Below are 17724 nucleotides of genomic sequence, written 5' to 3'. Positions count from 1 at the left end.
AAACGCGAGAGGCCCCGGAATTTCGTCCGGGGCCTCTGGCCTGCTGTGCACTCGGCAGGATTCGAACCTGCAACCTTCTGATCCGTAGTCAGATGCTCTATCCGTTAAGCTACGAGTGCTTGGGCTTCTCGGGGTTTTGCGCCCCGTTGGCCTTGCGAGAACAACAATACATGGACCTCGGCGGGACGCGAAATCCGTTAACCAAACCGCCCCTGACCTGCGAAAACGCTTCGGACGGAGATCATCCGGAAGGGTTCGCACGGAGGTCGGGGCGAGGTTGGGTGCGCCGGCGGTCCTGGCCGGAAGCCGCCGACGCAAGCCCCCCGACGCACCCATGCGAAACGCACCGAAGCCCCGGTCCATGAGGACCGGGGCTTCGGCAGGTGCGGAGGCGGAGGGATTTGAACCCTCGATGGGCTTTAAGACCCAAACCGCATTAGCAGTGCGGCGCCATAGACCGGACTAGGCGACGCCTCCAGCACACCCCCGCGTACGAGGGTGCGTGCAGATGATGACACAGCCACAGGGCCGCTCACCAATCCGCTCCCACGGTACAAGGACAGCCGCCACCAGAGCAAAGCCTTAAGCACCCGGCACGCGGCGCCCGCACGCATGCACGCATCCACCCGGCACCGCCCGTACGCAACGTCGGCGGGCGCACGTCGTTGGTGAGGCGTACGACGTACGGACGACCTGGAGTGCCCCATGCTGCGTCTCGCCGCCTTCGCCGTCACCTCCGCCCTGGCCGCCACGGCGGCCACGGCCGCCGGGCCGCTGCCCCCGCTGGCGCCGCTGGGCCGGCTGCTCGCCACGCCCGACCGCCTCACCATCGCCGTATCCGCCACCGGCAACCCCCGGGCGGACGGCGAGTACCTGCTCGAGTGCAACCCATCCGGCGGGAACCACCCCGAGGCGGAGCAGGCCTGCGCCCGTCTGGACGACCTCGCGAAGCAGGGCAAAGACCCCTTCGTGCTTCAGGCCAAGCGGCAGATCTGCACCATGCAGGACGGCGGTCCGGCCACCGCGCACGTCACCGGAACATGGCAAGGCCACAAGGTGGACGCCATGTTCCGGCGGACCAACGGATGCGAGATCACCCGGTGGAACGACCTGGAACCTGTGCTTCCGGGTGGGCGCTCCTGACCTGGGAGGATGCGAAGGATGCACGGTATCCGCCGAACATCCGCCACCTCAGGTCGGAGCCGTGCCCTTAGACTCCTCCCGTGACATGCCGGTAGTTGTGGTCAGGGAGGAAGCTCGTCGTGAGCAGCAGGCCATCCCGAGGCGCTGCTCGCCTCGCAGCAATACTCGACGCTCTTCCGGACGCGCTGTTGCTCGTCAACGCCAACGGCACGGTCGTCAACGCGAATTCGATCGCTCTCGAGGTCATGGAGAGTCCCGGCACCGGGCTCGTCGGCCGCGGCGTGCTGGACCTGCTCCCCGAGTTCGACTCCAAGCTGATCCCCGGCTCCATGCGCCGGCCCGGCGAGGACGAGGGCGGCCGGGCCAGGCCCAAGCGGATGGTCGCGCGCCGTACCGACGGCACCGAGTTCCCCGTCGAGGTCACCGCAGCCCACCTCGACGGCCGCGACGCCTACCGCGAGCCGCAGCCCTACACGGGTGACGAGCTGCTGATGCTCGTCGTACGCGATCTCTCCGAGACCGTGGACACCGAGGCCGAGCTGGCCCGCTCGCAGCGGCAGACCGAGATGATCCTGCGGGCCGCCGCCGAGGGCGTCGTCGGCACGGACACCGACGGGCGCGTCGTCCTCGTCAACCCGGCCGCCGCGCAGATCCTCGGGTACCGCGCCACCGACCTCGGCAACCGCGAGCTGCACGGGCTGATCCAGCACTCGCGCGCCGACGGCTCGCCGTTCCCCTTCGAGGAGTCCCCGCTCGCCGACACCCTGCGCAGCGGCCGCAAGCACCGGGTGCGCGGCCAGGTGCTGTGGAACAAGGCCGGGCAGCCGGTCTCCGTCGACCTGACGACCTCGCCCGTACGGGACGGGGAGCTGCTCGTCGGCGCCGTCATGACGTTCACGGACCGGCGGCCCTACGACGCCCTGGCGGCGCGGCACGCACAGCTGCTGGCGGTCCTCGGCGAGTCCCTGCGCGGGCCGCTGGAGGAGCTGCGCGGCGAGCTGGCCACGCTGGCCGCCGACGACGCGGGACAGCTGTGGCCCGAGGCCAACCAGCTGCTGCACCACCTGGCCGCCGGGTACTCGCGGATGACCGCGCTCGTCGACAACGTGCTCGGCTTCCAGCGCCTCGACGCGGGCACCGAGAAGCTCAAGAAGAAGAAGGTCCTGATCGACGGGGTCGTCGCGGCCGGCGTCGACGGCGCGGTCGAGCTGATCGGCCCGGGCCGCGTGCAGTTCGCCGTGCACGCCCCGACCATCGAGGCAGAGGTGGACGCCGAGCGGATCGCCGGCGCCCTCGCGCACCTGATCGCGGACGTCGCCGGGGTCGACGCCACCGGCAAGACCCGCCAGGGCAGCGGGTACAGCGACTCGACGATCGTGGTGGCCGCCGCCCAGCGGGGCGACGTCGTACGGATCGAGGTGCGCGGGCCGTACGAAGGCGGGAACCCGGTGCACGAGCCGATCGTGCGGGGCATCGTGACCGCACACGGGGGCGTGCTGCAGACGGTGGAGGTGCCGGGCGCGCCCGGCGGTGCGTACGTGCTGGAGCTGCCGCTGGGTGCGGGGGCCGGCACGGTGACGCTGCCGGATCCGGAACCGGAGCCCGCGAAGGAGCCCTCGGCCGAGGCCGCAGGCAAGGGCCCTGCCGGGCGACGGGCCCGGCGCGGGGTGGACGCGTTCCTCGAGGACGCGGCCGACGAGGCGAAGGCGAACGGCGCCGCCGGGGGCGGGAGTGCGCTGGCACTGGCGTCCGGGCGGCGGCGTGCGGGCGAGGCCGGTGCCGTCGACGCCGCGAGCCCCGAGCTCGCGCAGTCCCCGGTGAACCCCGCGGGCCTGGGCACCGGGCGCCGCCGCGGCCGGGACGGCGACGGAAGCGGAACCGGAACCGGCGGCGAGGGCGTTCAGGGCGGCCCCGGCCGGCCCGTGCCCCCGCAGGGCACCGCCCTGCCCGCGCTCCCGCCCGTGCCTCAGGTGTCTCCCGGTCCCGGTGTGCCCCCGGTGCCGGCGGGCGCGCCGGTACCGCAGGGCCTGGCCTCGCCGGTGGCGCCGGGCTCGGGTTCGCCGGTGGCGCCCGTACCGCCGGTGCCTGCCGTGCCGCCGGTTCCGGTGAGCGAACATCCCGCCGGGCGCCGGCGGGCGCTGGGTCCGGCGGCCGCGCCGCAGCCCGGCGGTCCCGTGCCCGCGACGGGGCTCGGACCGGTGCAGGCCGCCCCGCAGGCCCCCGCGCGGCCCATCGCCCCGGAGGGCGGCTTCGCGCTGCCCGCCGGACCGACCCCGGCGCCGGCTCCCGCGCCGGCCCAGGGCGCGGCCCCGGCTCCGGCCGCCGCGCAGACCCCCGCCATGGCCGGTCCGGCTCCTGCTCCCGGCGAGGCCGAGGGCGAGGCCCCGGCCGGGCGGCGCGGGCGCCGGGTCCTGGGCGCGCCCGGTGCCGAGCCCGCGGCCCCCGCCGCGCAGCCGGCCCCTGCCGCGGCTTCGGAGGAACCCGTAACCCCGACCGGGCGGCGGCGTGCGCTGCCCGCCACTCCGGCCTGGCCGGTTCCGGCGGCCCGTACCGCACCCGAGGAGGACGAGGCCGCGGGCCAGGGCGCCGTGCCCGGGGCCCGGCAGGTTCAGGACTCCCCGGCGGAGGCCGCACAGCCGATCAGCGTGCGCGCCCTCGGCACCCTCGGCCAGGGCATCTCGGTCGACTCCGCAAGCACCAACGGCGCAGGCGGCACGAGCGGCTCCGGCCGCAGGCGCCGGCTGGCCGAGCCCGCGCCCCAGGGCCGGGCGTTCGCGATAGGAGCCCCCGAGGCGGGCGCCGACGAGGGCCCCGAGCCGCTGGACGGGCCCGGCGGCGCCGTCGAGGTGGTCAACCGGCCCGTACCGCTGCCCGTGGACGACGAACTGCCTCCGGAGCCCCTGGACAACCCGCGCCGCCTCCTGGTGTGGCCGGCGCCCGATGTGCAGACCCAGCAGGCGCTCAGCGACCGCGGCTACCGCCCGGTGATCGTGCACTCCCGCGAGGAGGTGGACGCGCAGATCGCCGCGTTCCCCGCCGCGCTGTTCGTGGACCCGCTGACCGGGCCGATCACCCGGACCGCCCTGCAGTCCCTGCGCCAGGCCGCGGTGGCCGCGGAGGTGCCCGTACTGGTCACGGCCGGGCTGGGGCACGCCACGCGCGAGGCGGCGTACGGGGCCGACCCGGCCGTCCTCCTCAAGGCGCTCGCGCCGCGCGACAGCGAGCAGCACCCCTCCCGGGTGCTGCTGATCGAGGAGCGCGACGAGATCGCGACCGCGCTGACGGCCGCCCTGGAACGGCGCGGCCTGCAGGTCGCACGGGCGGGCGCGGACACCGACGCGGTGGAGCTGGCGACGCGGATGCGGCCCAACCTGGTCGTCATGGACCTGATGCAGGTCCGGCGCCGGCGGGCCGGGATCGTGGACTGGCTGCGTGCCAACGGGCAGCTCAACCGGACGCCGCTGGTCGTCTACACGGCTACGGGGATCGAGCCGGCCGAACTGCCGCGCCTGGCCTCCGGGGAGAGCGTGCTCTTCCTCGCCGAGCGATCCACCACGGCGGACGTCCAGGGCCGCATCGTGGACCTGCTGGCCAAGATCGGCACGAACTAGCCATCCTGGCCCGATGGCCATCATCGACACGAGCGAGCACACCGTCCCCGCCGACAACGGGGAGGTGAACCTCCTCATCGCCCGGCAGGTGGAGCCGGGCCACGAGGAGACGTTCGAGGCCTGGGCCCACGGCATCCTGGAGACGGCCGCGACCTTCCCGGGGCACCTGGGGTACGGACTGTTCCGTCCGGCGACGGACGGCGGGCCGTGGTTCCTGGTCCACCGCTTCCGGGACCATGCGGCCTTCCAGCGGTGGCAGGACTCCGCCGAGCGGGCCCAGTGGTTCTCCAACTGCCTGGGCCACCACCACACCGAGATAGCCCGGCGCGAACTGCACGGCATGGAGACCTGGTTCGCGAAACCGGGTACGACCCGGCCCGCGCCGCCGCGGTGGAAGATGGCGATCAGCTCGGGGCTGGCCATCTTCCCGATCTCGCTCGCCGGCAACGCGGTGCTCGGGCCGTACCTGGTGAACCTGCACTTCGTCCTGCGGACGGCCGCCTTCGCCGTCGTCTTCAGCACGTTGATGACCTACCTGGCGATGCCCGCCGTCAGCAGGCTGCTGCGGCCCTGGCTGACGAAGGCCGGCCAGGGCTGAGCAGGTACCGCGCGCCGTTTCAGCCGAGCTTGGTGACGTCCAGCTCGCCGTCCGCGTACTGCTTGCGTATGACCTTCTTGTCGAACTTGCCGACGCTGGTCTTCGGCACGGCCGCGACGATCGCCCAGCGTTCGGGCAGCTGCCACTTGGCGATGGACTGGCCGAGGAAGACGCGCAACCCCGCGTAGTCCACGCTCGCGCCCTCCTTGAGGACGACGGTGGCCAGCGGCCGCTCGCCCCACTTGTCGTCCGGAACGGCGACGACCGCCGCCTCGGCGACCTCGGGGTGCGCCATCAGCGCGTTCTCGAGCTCGACGCTGGAGATCCACTCGCCGCCGGACTTGATGACGTCCTTGGCCCGGTCGGTCAGCGTCAGGTACCCGTCGGGGCTGATCACGCCGACGTCGCCGGTCTTGAGCCAGCCGTCCGCGCTGAACTTGTCCTCGGGGCGCAGCGGTTCGCCGGAGGCGCCGCCGTAGTAGGCGCCCGCGATCCAGGTGCCGCGCACCTCCAGCTCGCCCGCCGATTCGCCGTCCCAGGGCAGGATGTCGCCCCCGGGGCCCACCAGGCGCGGCTCGACGCCCGCCGGGAAGCGGCCCTGGGTGACGCGGTACGGCCACTCCTCCTCGGCGCTGAGGCCGGCCGGTGGGTGCGCCATGGTGCCGAGCGGGGAGGTTTCGGTCATGCCCCAGGCGTGGCAGAGGCGGACGCCGAGCTTGTCGTAGGCCTCCATCAGAGAGGGCGGGCAGGCCGCGCCGCCGATGGTGACCTGCTTCATGGAGGTGAGGTCGCGCGGGTTGGCGGTGACCTCGGCGAGCAGGCCCTGCCAGATGGTGGGGACGGCCGCGGCGTGCGAGGGCTTCTCCCGCTCGATCATCTCGGCGAGCGGGGCGGGCTGCAGGAAGCGGTCCGGCATCAGCATGTTGATGCCGGTCATGAAGGTGGCGTGGGGCAGGCCCCAGGCGTTCACGTGGAACTGCGGGACGACGACGAGGCTGGTGTCCTTGTCGGTCAGGCCCATCGACTCGGCCATGTTGACCTGCATGGAGTGCAGGTAGATCGAGCGGTGGGAGTAGATGACGCCCTTGGGGTCGCCGGTGGTGCCGGAGGTGTAGCACATGGCGGCGGCCTGGCGCTCGTCCAGCTCCGGCCAGTCGTAGCTGTCGGGGCGGCCCGCGAGGAGCTCCTCGTACTCGTGGACCCGGACATCCAGCCCGTCCAGCGCGGAGCGGTCGCCGATGCCGGAGACCACCACGTGCTCGATGGTGGGCAGGTGCGGCAGCAGCGGTGCGAGCAGCGGCAGCAGGGTCCCGTTGACCAGGACGACCCGGTCGGCCGCGTGGTTGACGATGAAGACCAGCTGCTCGGGAGGCAGTCGCAGATTGAGGGTGTGGAGGACGGCGCCCATGGAGGGGATCGCGAAGTACGCCTCGACGTGCTCCGCGTTGTTCCACATCAGGGTGGCCACCCGGTCGTCCTGCTGGACGCCCAGCTCGTCACGCAGGGCGTTGGCGAGGCGGGTGGCGCGGGTACCGATCTCGGCGAAGCTGCGGCGGTGCGGCTCGGCCTCCCCGGTCCAGGTCGTGACCTGGGATTTACCGTGGATCGTCATCCCGTGCTGGAGTATGCGGGTGACGAGGAGCGGTACGTCCTGCATGGTGCTCAGCAAAGCGTCCTCCCGGTGGGCGCTGCGGCGCTGCGGCGGCTACGGATGCCGTCGATTCTGCGCACGTACCGGTCGGCATGTCACTACCCGGGGGTACCAACGCGGCAAGTAATCGCTGTTCGGGTCCTTGCGTTGGCATCGTGCACAGGCTGGGGGCGGGCTCGCGGTGCATCGCGCACAGGGCCGGGGCGCCGTGACTGTTTCACGTGAAACATCCCGGGCTGTTTCACCGGGAGTGCCTCCCGGCGGTGGCTGGGGGAGAAGCCTGGGCCGGTTCAGCGGACCGGGGTGAGCTCCGGGTCGTCGCGGAGCTTGACCAGCGCGCGGGAGACGGCGCTCTTGACCGTGCCGATCGACACCCCGAGCAGCTCGGCGGTCTGTGCCTCGCTCAGGTCCTCGTAGTAGCGCAGGACGACCATCGCGCGCTGCCGGTCGGGCAGCCGGGTCACCGCGCGCCACATCGCGTCGCGCAGCGCCTGCGCCTCGGCGGGGTCGGATGCCGGCGTGTCCTCGGTCTCCGGGAGCTCGTCACAGGCGAACTCGTCGACCTTGCGCTTGCGCCACTGGGAGGTACGGGTGTTGACCAGGGCCCGCCGGACGTATCCGTCGAGGGCGCGGTGGTCCTCGATGCGGTCCCAGGCGACGTACGTCTTGGCGAGGGCCGTCTGCAGCAGGTCCTCGGCATCGCACGGGTTGGCGGTGAGCGAGCGCGCGGTGCGCATCAGGACCGTGCCGCGGGTCCGGACGTACGCCGAGAACGACGGGTACGGCGTCGGGTTCGAGGCGAGCGTGCACACAGGCGTGGTCATGGCTCCACGCTAGAAGCGCGGCCCCGGCCTGGGATCGGCCGCAAGTGCCGAAGCTGGATCCATCTCAGGTTGTAGGGGTGGGGCTCACCCCACCTCCTGAAGGTGGAGGAGGCGGGGTGCGCCGCGGGCGGCCCGGGGGCCGTGCAAGAGACGGCCAGGGGGCCCGGCCTCAGCCGTCGGCGCCGAGGATCAGTCCGGACGTCGGGACCCCGGTACCGGCCGTGACCAGGGCACGGGCGGCTCCCGCCACCTGGTTGACGGAGGTGCCGCGCAGCTGGCGGACGGCCTCGGCGATGCCGTTCATGCCGTGCAGGTACGCCTCCCCGAGCTGTCCTCCGTGGGTGTTGAGCGCCAGCGCGTCCGCGGCCACGAAGTCGGCGGCCTCGCCGGGCTTGCAGAAGCCGAACTCCTCCAGCTGCATCAGGACGAAGGGGGTGAAGTGGTCGTAGAGGATACCGACGTCGATGTCCGAGGGCCGCAGTCCGCTGGTCCGCCACAGCTGCCGGGCGACCACGTCCATCTCCGGCAGCCCGGTGAGGTCGTCGCGGTAGAAGGAGGTCATGGCCTCCTGCCGGCGGCCGGCGCCCTGCGCAGCCGCCGTGATCACGGCGGGGGCATGGCGCAGGTCCCGGGCCCGCTCGGTGCTGGTGACGATCACCGCCTGGCCGCCGTCGGTCTCCTGGCAGCAGTCCAGCAGCCGCAGCGGTTCGACGATCCAGCGCGAGGCGGCGTGGTCGGCGAGGGTGATGGGCTTGCCGTGGAAGTACGCGGCGGGGTTGTTCGCGGCGTGCCGGCGGTCGGTGACCGCGACGTGGCCGAAGGCCTCGGGGGTCAGGTTGTAGGCGTGCAGGTAGCGCTGGGCCGTCATGGCCACCCAGGAGGCCGGGGTGAGCAGCCCCCAGGGCAGCGACCAGCCGAGCGCCGCGCCCTCTGCCGAGGGCTCGCGCTGCTGCACTCCGGAGCCGAAGCGCCGGCCGGAGCGCTCGTTGAAGGCGCGGTAGCAGACCACGACCTCCGCGACCCCGGTGGCGACGGCGAGGGCGGCCTGCTGGACGGTGGCACAGGCCGCGCCCCCGCCGTAGTGGATGCGGGAGAAGAAGGAGAGGTCCCCGATGCCGGCGGCCTGGGCCACGGTGATCTCGGGGCTGGTGTCCATGGTGAAGGTGACCATGCCGTCGACGTCGGCGGGGGTCAGCCCGGCGTCGTCGAGGGCGGCGTGCACGGCCTCCACGGCGAGCCGCAGCTCACTGCGGCCGGAGTCCTTGGAGAACTCGGTCGCGCCGATGCCGGCGATGGCGGCTCGGCCGCCGAGTGTGTCGCGGCGGCTGACGCTCATGCCGCCACCTCCGCGATGACCGTGCCGATGACGTGGTGGCCGACGCCGTTGGCGCCGACGACCCGGATCTCCACGGTGTTCCCGTCGACGGCGGCCACCGTGCCGGTCAGGACCATCGTGTCGCCGGGGTGGTTGGGGGCGCCGAGGCGGATGGCCACCTTGCGCAGGACGGCGCCCGGCCCGAGGCGATCGGTGATGTACCGGCCGACCAGGCCGTTGGTGGTCAGGATGTTCATGAAGATGTCCGGGGAGCCCTTCTCGCGCGCGAGCGAGGCGTCGTGGTGCACGTCCTGGTAGTCGCGGGAGGCGATCGCGCCCGCGACGATCAGCGTGCGGGTCACCGGGATCTCCAGCGACGCCAGTGTGTCGCCGACGTTCATGCGTGGTCCCCCTCGGGTGCGGCGTGGTCGGACAGGAGTGCGCCCAGTTCGGCCAGCAGCTCACTGCCGCAGCCCAGGTACGCGTCCAGCTGGCGCCCCCAGAGGAAGTGCCGGTGGACGGGATGGTCCAGGTCGGCGCCCATCCCGCCGTGCAGGTGCTGGCCCGCGTGCACGACCCGCTTGCCCGCCTCCGAGGCCCACCAGGCTGCGGTCAAGGCGTGCTCGCGCGCCGGAAGTCCCTCGTCGATCCGCCAGGCGGCCTCGTACGCGGTGACCCGGATCGCCTCCGTGTCCATGTACGCGTCGGCCGCGCGCAGCATCACCCCCTGGTTCGTGGAGAGCGGCCGGCCGAACTGCTCGCGGGTGGAGGTGTACTCGACGGCGCGGGCCAGGGAGCCTGCGCACACCCCCGCCTGCAGCCCGGCGAAGGCGGTGCGGGCAGTGGCCAGGACCTCTTCGTGGGCCCCTCCGTCCCCCAGCCGTTCCGCCTCGGCCCCGGCCAGGGTGAGCCGCCCCGCCGACCAGGGGGCCGTGGTCTCCACATCGGCCGTCCCCACACCGGGCGCGTCCGTCCGTACGAGCCACAGCGTCCGGTCGGCGTCCGGGACCAGGACGTGCGTGGCATCGCGCAGCCAGGGCACGACGGGGGCCGCCCCGGTCAGCCGGCCGTCCGGCGCAGCGGTGATGCGGCCGCGGGCCGGAAAGGCGCCGGTGGCGACCGCCTCGCCCGAGCCCAGGGCGGGCAGCAGCCGGGCGCGCTGCTCGGCGCTGCCGTGCGCGGCGACGGGCAGGATCCCGTACACGCAGGTGGCGGCGTACGGGACCTGCGCGGTGGTGCGGCCCTGCTCCTCGAGCAGCAGCACCAGGCCGAGCAGACCGACGTCCTCCACGGCGGCGGTCAGCCCGGCGGCGGTGAGCGCCTTCCACAGTTCGGCGTCGCTGCCGGTACCGGCGGCGGCGAGGCGTTCGTGGGTGGCGAGATCGCGGAAGATCCGGGCGGCGAGTCCGGCCGCCGCTGCCTGCTCCTCGGTGGGGTGGAAGTCCATCAGCCCTCGCTCCCTCGGAAGACCGGCAGTTCCAGGTCCTCGTCGACCCGCAGGAACTCCAGTTGCACGGGCAGCCCGATGCGCACCTTGTCGTACGGGACGCCGGTGATGTTGCTGACCATCCGGACGCCCTCGGCGAGTTCGACGAGGGCGACCGCGTACGGACCCGCCCCGGCAGCGGCATTTTCATGCGCGGTGAAGGCCGGGAAGGGCGGGTGGTGCATGACGACGTAGCTGAACACCGTGCCGGCGCCGGAAGCCTCGACGGTGTCCCAGTCCAGGCTCGCGCAGGCGTTGCAACCGGGCAGCCAGGGGAAGCGCAGGGTCGCGCAGGCGGTGCAGCGCTGGATCAGCAGCTTGTGGTCCGCGACCCCGTCCCAGAACCCCTGGTTGTCGCGGTTGACCACCGGGCGGGGGCGCCGGGCCGCGGGCTTCTTCCCGCGCGGGGCGGCGGGCGCGTACTTGAGGATCCGGAAGCGGTGGGTCCCGGCGAGTTCGCCGTCCGCGCGGACGTCCATGCGGGTGGTCACGAAGTGGCCGGTGCCCAGCTTGGTCGTCTTGCGCGGCGACACCGACTCGATGACGGCGTCGTAGGTGATCGTGTCGCCGGGGCGCAGCGGACGCAGGTACTCCTGCTCGCAGTCGGTGGCCACCACGGAGGTGCAGCCCGCGTCGTCGAGCAGCCCGAGGAGCTCGTCGTAGGCGCAGGAGCGGTCGCCGTGGCCCGAGAGCCCGCCCATCGTCCAGGCCTGGAGCATGGTGGGCGGGGCGATGGCGTCCGGGCCGGTGTAGGCGGGGTCGGCGTCGCCCATCGCCTCGCACCAGTGCCGGATCATGGGCAGGTTGACCGGGTCCTTGCCCCGGCCCGCGGTGGCTGCGGACTGCCCCTCGAAGGCCTTGAGCAGCGCGAGGAACCGGGCGGCCTCCTCCGCGTCCGTGCCCGCTGCCTGGTCCGCCGTGGCGGTCATCGCTTCCTCCCCTTCATGCCGAGCCGCATCATGGCGACGATCTCCCGCTGGACCTCGCTGACCCCGCCGCCGAAGGTGTTGATCTGGGCGGCCCGGTTCATCCGTTCCAGCTCGCCGCCGGCGAAGGCCGCAGGCCCCCGTACGAGGGCCTCCTCGCCCACCACCTCCTGGCACATCCGGTACACCTCGACGGTGGACTCGGTGCCGAGGAACTTCACGCCGCTGGCGTCGCCGGGGGCCAGTGCGCCGCTGCCCACGTCCTGGACGAGGCGCCAGTTGAGGAGGCGTACGGCGGCCAGCCGGGCATGTGCCTCGGCGAGCCGGGACTGCACCCAGGGCAGGTCGGCGGGGCGTTCGCCGGTGACCGGATCGGGGGTGCGGGCCTGGCGGAGCGCGCCCGCATAGAAGTCCTCCGCCTGCATGCCGATGGCGGCGAGGGCCACGCGCTCGTGGTTGAGCTGGTTGGTGATCAGTCCCCAGCCGCCGTGCTCGGGGCCGACGAGGTTGCCGGCGGGCACGCGCAGGGAGTCGTAGTACGTCGACGTGGTCGTGAGGCCGCCGACCGTGTCGATCGGCGTCCAGGCGAAGCCCGCGGCGTCGGTGGGCACCAGGATGATCGAGATGCCCTTGTGCTTGGGGGCGTCGGGATCGGTGCGGCAGGCGAGCCAGATCCAGTCCGCGTTCTGGGCGTTGGAGGTGAAGATCTTCTGCCCGTCGACGACCCAGTCGGCTCCGTCGCGTACGGCGCGGGTGCGCAGCGAGGCGAGGTCCGTGCCGGCCCCGGGCTCCGAGTAGCCGATGGCGAAGACGGTGTCACCGCGCAGGATCCGGGGCAGGAAGTAGTCCTTCTGCTCCGGGGTCCCGTACTTCATCAGGGTCGGGCCGACGGTGTTGAGCGTGACCATGGAGACGGGGGCGCCGGCCCGGTAGGCCTCGTCGAAGAACACGAACTGCTCTTCGGGGCCGCGCCCTTGGCCGCCGTACTCGACGGGCCAGCCGAGGCCGAGCAGTCCGTCGGCGCCGATGCGGCGCAACAGTGCACGCTGGGCGGCGGGTTCCTCGGGGGGCCCGTCCGGCAGCAGATCGTGGAAGTACTCCCGCAGTTCGGCGCGGAGCCGCAACTGGCCTTCGGTCGGGGCGAGGTGCACGGCGCTGGCCTCCCGGCATCACATCATCGAGTGAACCTGACTGTCCGTCAGATTCCCTGTCGATGTCAAGGTCGGGAGAGCCCGGAAGGAGCTCGGCCGGATCGTCGCCCGGACGCGCGAGAGCGCCTGTGCCACCAGACCTCAGCCGGTCCGGTGGCACAGGCGCCCTCAGCAGTCACAGGACCCGGGGAGCACCTACCACCAGGGGTGGAAGTTGACCGCGACGTTGGAGTTGGCCTGGTGGATCGCCGTGAAGGCCGAGCCGTTGACCTGCGCGGTGTTGTTCTGGTTGGACGCGCCGGAGCCGGTGGCGACCTGCTGGGAGGTGGACGAGTTGCCGTGGTTGTTACCGCCGACACCGCTGCCGATGACGCTGGCGACGCTCGCATTCGATCCGTCGTTCGCGAAGGAGCCGTTGTCGGCCGAGGCCACACCGCCGAAGAGGGCGACGGCGAGGGGGAGAGCGGCGACAGCGGCGAAGACGCGGGCGGTACGGATGCTTGCCATGTCTGAATCCTCCAGAAAACCGAAGTGGGACTTGCTCCAAGGCAGTTGGCCGACCGCCTCGGTCGTTCTGTCTGGTGACGACGTCGCGACACCAGAGTTGCCCACCGAATCCCCGGCGAACCACCGCGGACTCCACGATTCCCCCGCAAGTATGAGCAACATCGGATAAACCTCGCTCGCATCCCGATGCCCCAGGCCAGCGCCTCGGAAGGGGGTTGAAACCGCCGTGATGCACGAGCTGAAACGTTCCCTCAAACTCATGTGCGCCGGACATGCCGAAAAGGGCCGCGCCGTCCGGGAACCCCACCGTCTCCCGGGCCTGCGGCCCTGCAATGCCAAGCTTCACGCCCTCTGCGCGCCCCCGGCGCCCGCCGGGGCCATCCCACCGCGCCCCGCTCCGGGGGCACAGCGCCGGCGCGATCCGCGGTCGCGACCTGCCGACCGGGCTCCAGCGCCTGCTGGTGCTGCTGGTGTTGGTGTCGGTGTCGGTGTCGGTGTCGGTGCGTACTGCCTGCTGTGTGCTGCGTACTGCGTACTGGGTCCCGTGTGCTGCGTATGGGGTGCTGCGTCCGTACGAGGTAAGACGTAAGAGGCAAGAGCCAAGAGGCGAGCAGTGCGTCTCCGTACGGGCGCTACGCGACCAGCTCGAGCTCTTCGCGGCCGGCTCCGGAGGCCGCCCCGACCAGGGACGCGGCGGTGGTCGAGCGACGGACGGACGGGGCCTTGCCGTGCGCCTCGGCGCGGATCCGCTGCTTGATGGTCGGCGGGAGCGATCCGCCGCGCATCATCGCCCGCCAGCTCCGCCGGCCCATCGGCCGGGCCGGCCGGCGCACGGCGGCCGTGCGGCGGGCGGGAGCAGCGGCGGGGGCGGCGGCCGGGGCGGCCTTGGCGGCGAACCCGAGAGAGGAGAGGAGCGCCACGAGAGCGGTGATGACCGCGGTCCAGATCGACGTGACGGTGATGCGGTGAGCCATGACGAGGTCCCTTGTTTCGCGATGTTCCGACGGGCGGATCTGCATACATTCGTCATGATGTGTTCGCAACCGCAGCGCCCCCACCACGCGCGCCGATCTTCCGACAAACACCACTCAAAGGGCGTAACGCCACCTCGGCCTCCTCTTCTCGCGGCCGGACGGGGCCACGGACCGGCCCCTCACCCCTGCTTGTTCGGCGAAGGAATCAGGCGAGCTTGGCCGCCAGGATGTCGACAGGGAGGATCTCGGGGGCCTCGACGAGCAGCTTCGGGGCGTTCTCCATGAGAGCCGCGGCGATCCTGCCCTGGAGGTGGGCGGTGCGGTCCTCGTCGCTGCCGAAGGCGTCGAAGACGCCGAACGTGGTCGGTCCGAGCCGCAGCGCAAACCAGACCGTGGTGCCGGTTTCCTCCCGGGCCAGGGCGAGGGCACCGGTGAGCAGGCCCTCCACGTCGGCGGCGTGCTCCGGCTTGGCCTCGATCCGGGCGAGCAGGCCGACGCGGGTGGTCTCGGGGACGGAAGCGCTGGTCATGAAGGTCTCCTTCTGCTGTGGTGCGTACCGCGCCGTGCGGTACGACCACCGTAGGAGCGGGCGACCGTCCGCGCTCAGTGGCGGATCCGCCGGATGCTTTACCGTTTCCGACATGCAGATCTCGGTGCTGGTCATGGACGATCTCTTCGACTCCGGGCTGGCCACGGTCCTCGACGTCCTGCAGATGGCCAATGAACTGCGCGGAGAGCTGCCCCATCCGCCGCCGCGCTGGGAGCTGACCCGGGTCAGCGGCTCCGGCGCCGTGCGCACCGCCTCGGGGCACGTGGTCGAGGCCGTCGCCATCGAGGACGCCCCCCGGCCCGATCTCCTCGTCGTACCCGGCGCCGGCCCCAAGCAGCCCGAACCTCTGCTGGGCTGGGTGGCATCGGCGGAACGCGGGCCGGAACGCGAGGCCCTGCGGCAGGCCCGTACCGACGGCATCCCCCTGGCCGCGGCCTGCACGAGCACGTTCCTCCTCGCCGAGGCGGGGGTCCTGGACGGGCTCAGCGCCACCACCAGTTGGTGGCTGGCCCCGGCCTTCCGGCAGGCCTACCCGCACGTGGCACTGGACGAGAGCAGCATGCTGGCCCACGCCGACGGGGTGATCACCGCCGGCGCCGCCATGGCCCACCTCGACCTCGCGCTCGCCTTGGTCCGGCAGGCGAGTCCCGTACTGGCGGAGCTCACGGCCCGCTACCTGGTGGTCGACGACCGGCCCACCCAGGCCGGCTACGCGATCCCCAGCCACCTGGCCCGCACCGATCCCCTGGTCAGCGCCTTCGAACGCTGGGTGCGGGAGCACATCGACGAACCCCTGCGGATGGCCGACGCGGCCCGGTCGGTCGGCGCGAGCGAACGGACCCTGCAGCGGGCCGTGGACCGGGTACTGGGAGTGTCGCCCCTGCGCTTCGCCCAGACCATCCGGCTCGAGCAGGCCACCCACCTGCTGCGCACCACCGACCTCCCCACCGAGGCAGTGGCCCGCCGCGTCGGCTACGAGAACGCCTCGACCCTCACCACCCTGCTGCGACAGCGCCTCGGCACCACCCCGGGCCGCATCCGCACCCCGGACGCACCCCGCCCATGACGACGGGGCGCCCCGGATCCGGGGCGCCCTTCTGATCAGCGCGTTTTCAAGACCATCCGGTTTCTCTCTGCCTGACAGGGCCTGACCTGCGTCTATGACGTGCTGCATCCCTCGGCACAGCCCCTGTGGCTCTCCCGGCTACGCTCGCGCGGGAGCGCCCCGCGGCGCGTGGCTGCGGGGCGCCTTGTGGCGTTAGTCGATCTTCTCCCCGTTGTACGTGCCGCCCTTGCAGAGGTTGTCCGTCAGATCGGGCGTTCCGCCGCCCTGCTTGCACTCGGAAGGGGTGACGTAGGACGGGGCACCCTGTGCGGTGGCGGCGGTGGCGGTGGCGGCGCCTGTGAGGCCGAGTCCGGCGAGGGCTGCCGTGGCGATGACGGCAGCAAGGATTCGTCGAATGCGCATTTGGTTTCCCTTTCACGGATTGCCTCGGTTGGGGCACTAACCAGCTTGATCTTCCGCCATCTGGGTGGCACATCGTGTTGCGCCATTCGGGTGACATGGCTGTCGGGAGCGGAGCCGCTGACCCGGCCCGCCCAAGGCCTTCGCGGCCGACGGGGAAGGCGGGACGGACGGCGGAGCGATGGCAGCTCTGGGGGTGGGGACGGTCTGCCTGAAGTTGCTCCCGCAGCTCAATCGCCACATCCTCGAGGACCGGACGCTCAAGGGTGGGGAAGATGCCCCGTGGGAAGTCCACCCCGTACACGCCGTGGCGGCGTTCTGGCTCCGATCCGGGGTCGGCCTGGCCGAGACCGCCCGGCGGGCGGGCGAGTGAGGGTGAGACAGGCTGAACGCAGAAGGGGTGCCCCAGTTGATGGGGCACCCCTTCTGACCTGCGCGGTGGGTGTGGGATTTGAACCCACGGTGACTCGCGCCACGACGGTTTTCAAGACCGTTCCCTTAGGCCGCTCGGGCAACCCACCTGGCCGGTACAGAGTACCGGCAGGTGGGGGGCGGCCGGGTCAGGAATTCTGGGCCTTGTCGTAGGCCGCCTTCGCTTCGTTGCCGAAGTAGGGGCCGAACATCCGGTTGGGCAGGAAGGTGTAGCCGAAGCTGTTCACCGAGACCTGGGTGCCCAGGCCCGTGGACTCGTTGAAGTCCTGGAACCAGGGGCCGCCGCTGGAGCCGCCGGTCATGTTGCAGCCCAGGCCGTGGTCCTTGGTCAGCAGGAAGTCCTTGCTGGTGTTCCCGCTGCAGTAGACCAGCTTCGTGCCGTCGTAGGGCGCGGCCGCCGGGAACCCGAAGGAGTACATCTTCTTGTTGTAGCCGCCGTTGAACAGGATCCCCTGGGCACCGACGACCTGGCTCAGCTTCTGGCCGTTCAGCGGGGCGACGACGGCGAGGCCGACGTCCATGTTCATGTCCTCGCTGGCGGCCCACTGGTCGGTGGCGAAGGTCTTGGTGGCCGACCACTGGCCGTAGGGCGCGGTCCCGTTGTCGTACGCGGGGACGAAGATCCAGTTGGTGTGCCAGGTTCCCTGGTACTTCACGCAGTGGCCGGCGGTGATGACCGTGCTGCCGTTGGCGCTGGTGATGGAGTCACCCGAGCAGGACGCGGTCCGGTCTCCGAAGGTGAAGAAGACCCGGCCCGAGGTCTTGACCACCGCGCCGCCGCCCGTCCACGCGCCGCCCGCCTGGGGGAACGCCGTCGGGGAGGCAGCCGCGGACGACGCCGCCGTCGGGGCGACCGCCGTGGGCCGGTCCGAGGCCGCGACCCGCGCCCGCCCGGCCCCGGGCGCTGCCGTCACGTCCAGCGGGGTGGCGCCGCGCATCCGCTCGGCGGTCCAGAAACCCTGGCTGTGCTGCTGCTTGAACGAGGCCGGGGCGTCGGCGGCGGCCGAGGGGGTGGCCGCCGTCAGCGCGCCCGCGATCAGGGCGCCCGCCGCCATGAGGACCGATAAGGCCGTGCGATGACGATTCACGCA

17 protein-coding genes and 3 tRNA genes are annotated in these 17724 nt (G+C 72.2%); 5 read left to right on the top strand and 15 right to left on the bottom strand.

Annotated features, from left to right (window positions below; translation table 11 throughout):
* Nucleotides 1-46: 46 nt before the first annotated feature.
* Together OG299_RS20890 and OG299_RS20885 are read right to left on the bottom strand one after the other, a co-directional pair.
* Nucleotides 47-119, bottom strand: a tRNA-Arg gene (locus tag OG299_RS20890).
* Nucleotides 120-386: 267 nt separating this feature from the next.
* Nucleotides 387-477 (bottom strand) — tRNA-Ser (locus OG299_RS20885).
* A 228-nt stretch (nucleotides 478-705) separates the two neighbouring features.
* Between OG299_RS20885 and OG299_RS20880 the strand changes: the two genes are divergently transcribed.
* The 3 genes from OG299_RS20880 to OG299_RS20870 all read left to right on the top strand — a co-directional run bounded on the left by OG299_RS20880 (nucleotide 706) and on the right by OG299_RS20870 (nucleotide 5352).
* Nucleotides 706-1143, top strand: a complete 438-nt coding sequence (locus OG299_RS20880) for an SSI family serine proteinase inhibitor (RefSeq protein ID WP_327362272.1) — start codon at nucleotides 706-708, stop codon at nucleotides 1141-1143.
* A gap of 119 nt (nucleotides 1144-1262) precedes the next feature.
* Entirely contained in the window at nucleotides 1263-4754 is a 3492-nt protein-coding gene (locus OG299_RS20875) for a PAS domain-containing protein (RefSeq protein ID WP_327362271.1), read from the top strand.
* A 13-nt stretch (nucleotides 4755-4767) separates the two neighbouring features.
* Nucleotides 4768-5352, top strand: coding sequence for an antibiotic biosynthesis monooxygenase (locus OG299_RS20870; protein ID WP_266627736.1), 585 nt, complete (start codon nucleotides 4768-4770; stop codon nucleotides 5350-5352).
* A gap of 19 nt (nucleotides 5353-5371) precedes the next feature.
* Here the strand turns inward: OG299_RS20870 and OG299_RS20865 are convergent, their stop codons facing one another.
* From OG299_RS20865 to OG299_RS20820, 10 genes are all read right to left on the bottom strand, one after another.
* On the bottom strand, nucleotides 5372-7021 hold the full coding sequence (locus OG299_RS20865) for a long-chain fatty acid--CoA ligase (RefSeq protein ID WP_266627734.1): 1650 nt from the start codon (nucleotides 7019-7021) through the stop codon (nucleotides 5372-5374).
* A gap of 272 nt (nucleotides 7022-7293) precedes the next feature.
* A complete protein-coding gene (locus OG299_RS20860) occupies nucleotides 7294-7827 on the bottom strand; it encodes a SigE family RNA polymerase sigma factor (RefSeq protein ID WP_030292456.1) in 534 nt (177 codons plus the stop codon).
* A 169-nt stretch (nucleotides 7828-7996) separates the two neighbouring features.
* Nucleotides 7997-9163 (bottom strand): lipid-transfer protein, encoded by a 1167-nt coding sequence (locus OG299_RS20855; protein WP_327362270.1) that lies wholly within the window; start codon nucleotides 9161-9163, stop codon nucleotides 7997-7999.
* A complete protein-coding gene (locus OG299_RS20850; RefSeq protein ID WP_327362269.1) occupies nucleotides 9160-9543 on the bottom strand; it encodes a hotdog family protein in 384 nt (127 codons plus the stop codon). The genes OG299_RS20855 and OG299_RS20850 overlap by 4 nt, the downstream gene beginning before the upstream one ends.
* A complete protein-coding gene (locus OG299_RS20845; RefSeq protein ID WP_327362268.1) occupies nucleotides 9540-10589 on the bottom strand; it encodes an acyl-CoA dehydrogenase family protein in 1050 nt (349 codons plus the stop codon). The genes OG299_RS20850 and OG299_RS20845 overlap by 4 nt, the downstream gene beginning before the upstream one ends.
* A complete protein-coding gene (locus tag OG299_RS20840) occupies nucleotides 10589-11557 on the bottom strand; it encodes a bifunctional MaoC family dehydratase N-terminal/OB-fold nucleic acid binding domain-containing protein (RefSeq protein WP_327362267.1) in 969 nt (322 codons plus the stop codon). The genes OG299_RS20845 and OG299_RS20840 overlap by 1 nt, the downstream gene beginning before the upstream one ends.
* Nucleotides 11554-12705 carry an acyl-CoA dehydrogenase family protein gene (locus OG299_RS20835; protein WP_327362266.1) on the bottom strand — a complete coding sequence of 384 codons (1152 nt, stop codon included), beginning with the start codon at nucleotides 12703-12705 and terminating at the stop codon, nucleotides 11554-11556. The genes OG299_RS20840 and OG299_RS20835 overlap by 4 nt, the downstream gene beginning before the upstream one ends.
* Nucleotides 12706-12900: 195 nt before the next feature.
* Nucleotides 12901-13212, bottom strand: a complete 312-nt coding sequence (locus OG299_RS20830) for a hypothetical protein (RefSeq protein ID WP_266627721.1) — start codon at nucleotides 13210-13212, stop codon at nucleotides 12901-12903.
* 632 nt (nucleotides 13213-13844) lie between these two features.
* Nucleotides 13845-14186 carry a DUF6344 domain-containing protein gene (locus tag OG299_RS20825; protein ID WP_266627719.1) on the bottom strand — a complete coding sequence of 114 codons (342 nt, stop codon included), beginning with the start codon at nucleotides 14184-14186 and terminating at the stop codon, nucleotides 13845-13847.
* 205 nt (nucleotides 14187-14391) lie between these two features.
* A complete protein-coding gene (locus OG299_RS20820; protein ID WP_266627717.1) occupies nucleotides 14392-14715 on the bottom strand; it encodes a putative quinol monooxygenase in 324 nt (107 codons plus the stop codon).
* A gap of 112 nt (nucleotides 14716-14827) precedes the next feature.
* Here OG299_RS20820 and OG299_RS20815 point away from each other — a divergent pair, with 112 nt between their 5' ends.
* Entirely contained in the window at nucleotides 14828-15802 is a 975-nt protein-coding gene (locus OG299_RS20815) for a GlxA family transcriptional regulator (RefSeq protein ID WP_327362265.1), read from the top strand.
* A 192-nt stretch (nucleotides 15803-15994) separates the two neighbouring features.
* On the opposite strand, the gene OG299_RS20810 is transcribed toward OG299_RS20815, so the two are convergent.
* Nucleotides 15995-16204, bottom strand: coding sequence for a hypothetical protein (locus OG299_RS20810; RefSeq protein ID WP_266627713.1), 210 nt, complete (start codon nucleotides 16202-16204; stop codon nucleotides 15995-15997).
* Between the two features lie 178 nt (nucleotides 16205-16382).
* Here OG299_RS20810 and OG299_RS42770 point away from each other — a divergent pair, with 178 nt between their 5' ends.
* Entirely contained in the window at nucleotides 16383-16574 is a 192-nt protein-coding gene (locus OG299_RS42770) for a hypothetical protein (protein ID WP_399848213.1), read from the top strand.
* Between the two features lie 63 nt (nucleotides 16575-16637).
* Here the strand turns inward: OG299_RS42770 and OG299_RS20800 are convergent.
* Nucleotides 16638-16722: transfer RNA gene (locus tag OG299_RS20800), tRNA-Ser, on the bottom strand.
* A 39-nt stretch (nucleotides 16723-16761) separates the two neighbouring features.
* Nucleotides 16762-17721: a trypsin-like serine peptidase gene (locus tag OG299_RS20795; RefSeq protein ID WP_327362264.1), complete on the bottom strand. Its 960-nt coding sequence runs from the start codon at nucleotides 17719-17721 to the stop codon at nucleotides 16762-16764.
* Nucleotides 17722-17724 lie beyond the last annotated feature (3 nt).

Origin of the sequence: Streptomyces sp. NBC_01296, assembly GCF_035984415.1 — a bacterium.
Lineage (GTDB): Bacteria > Actinomycetota > Actinomycetes > Streptomycetales > Streptomycetaceae > Streptomyces.
This window is presented reverse-complemented; position numbering and strand designations above follow the sequence as displayed.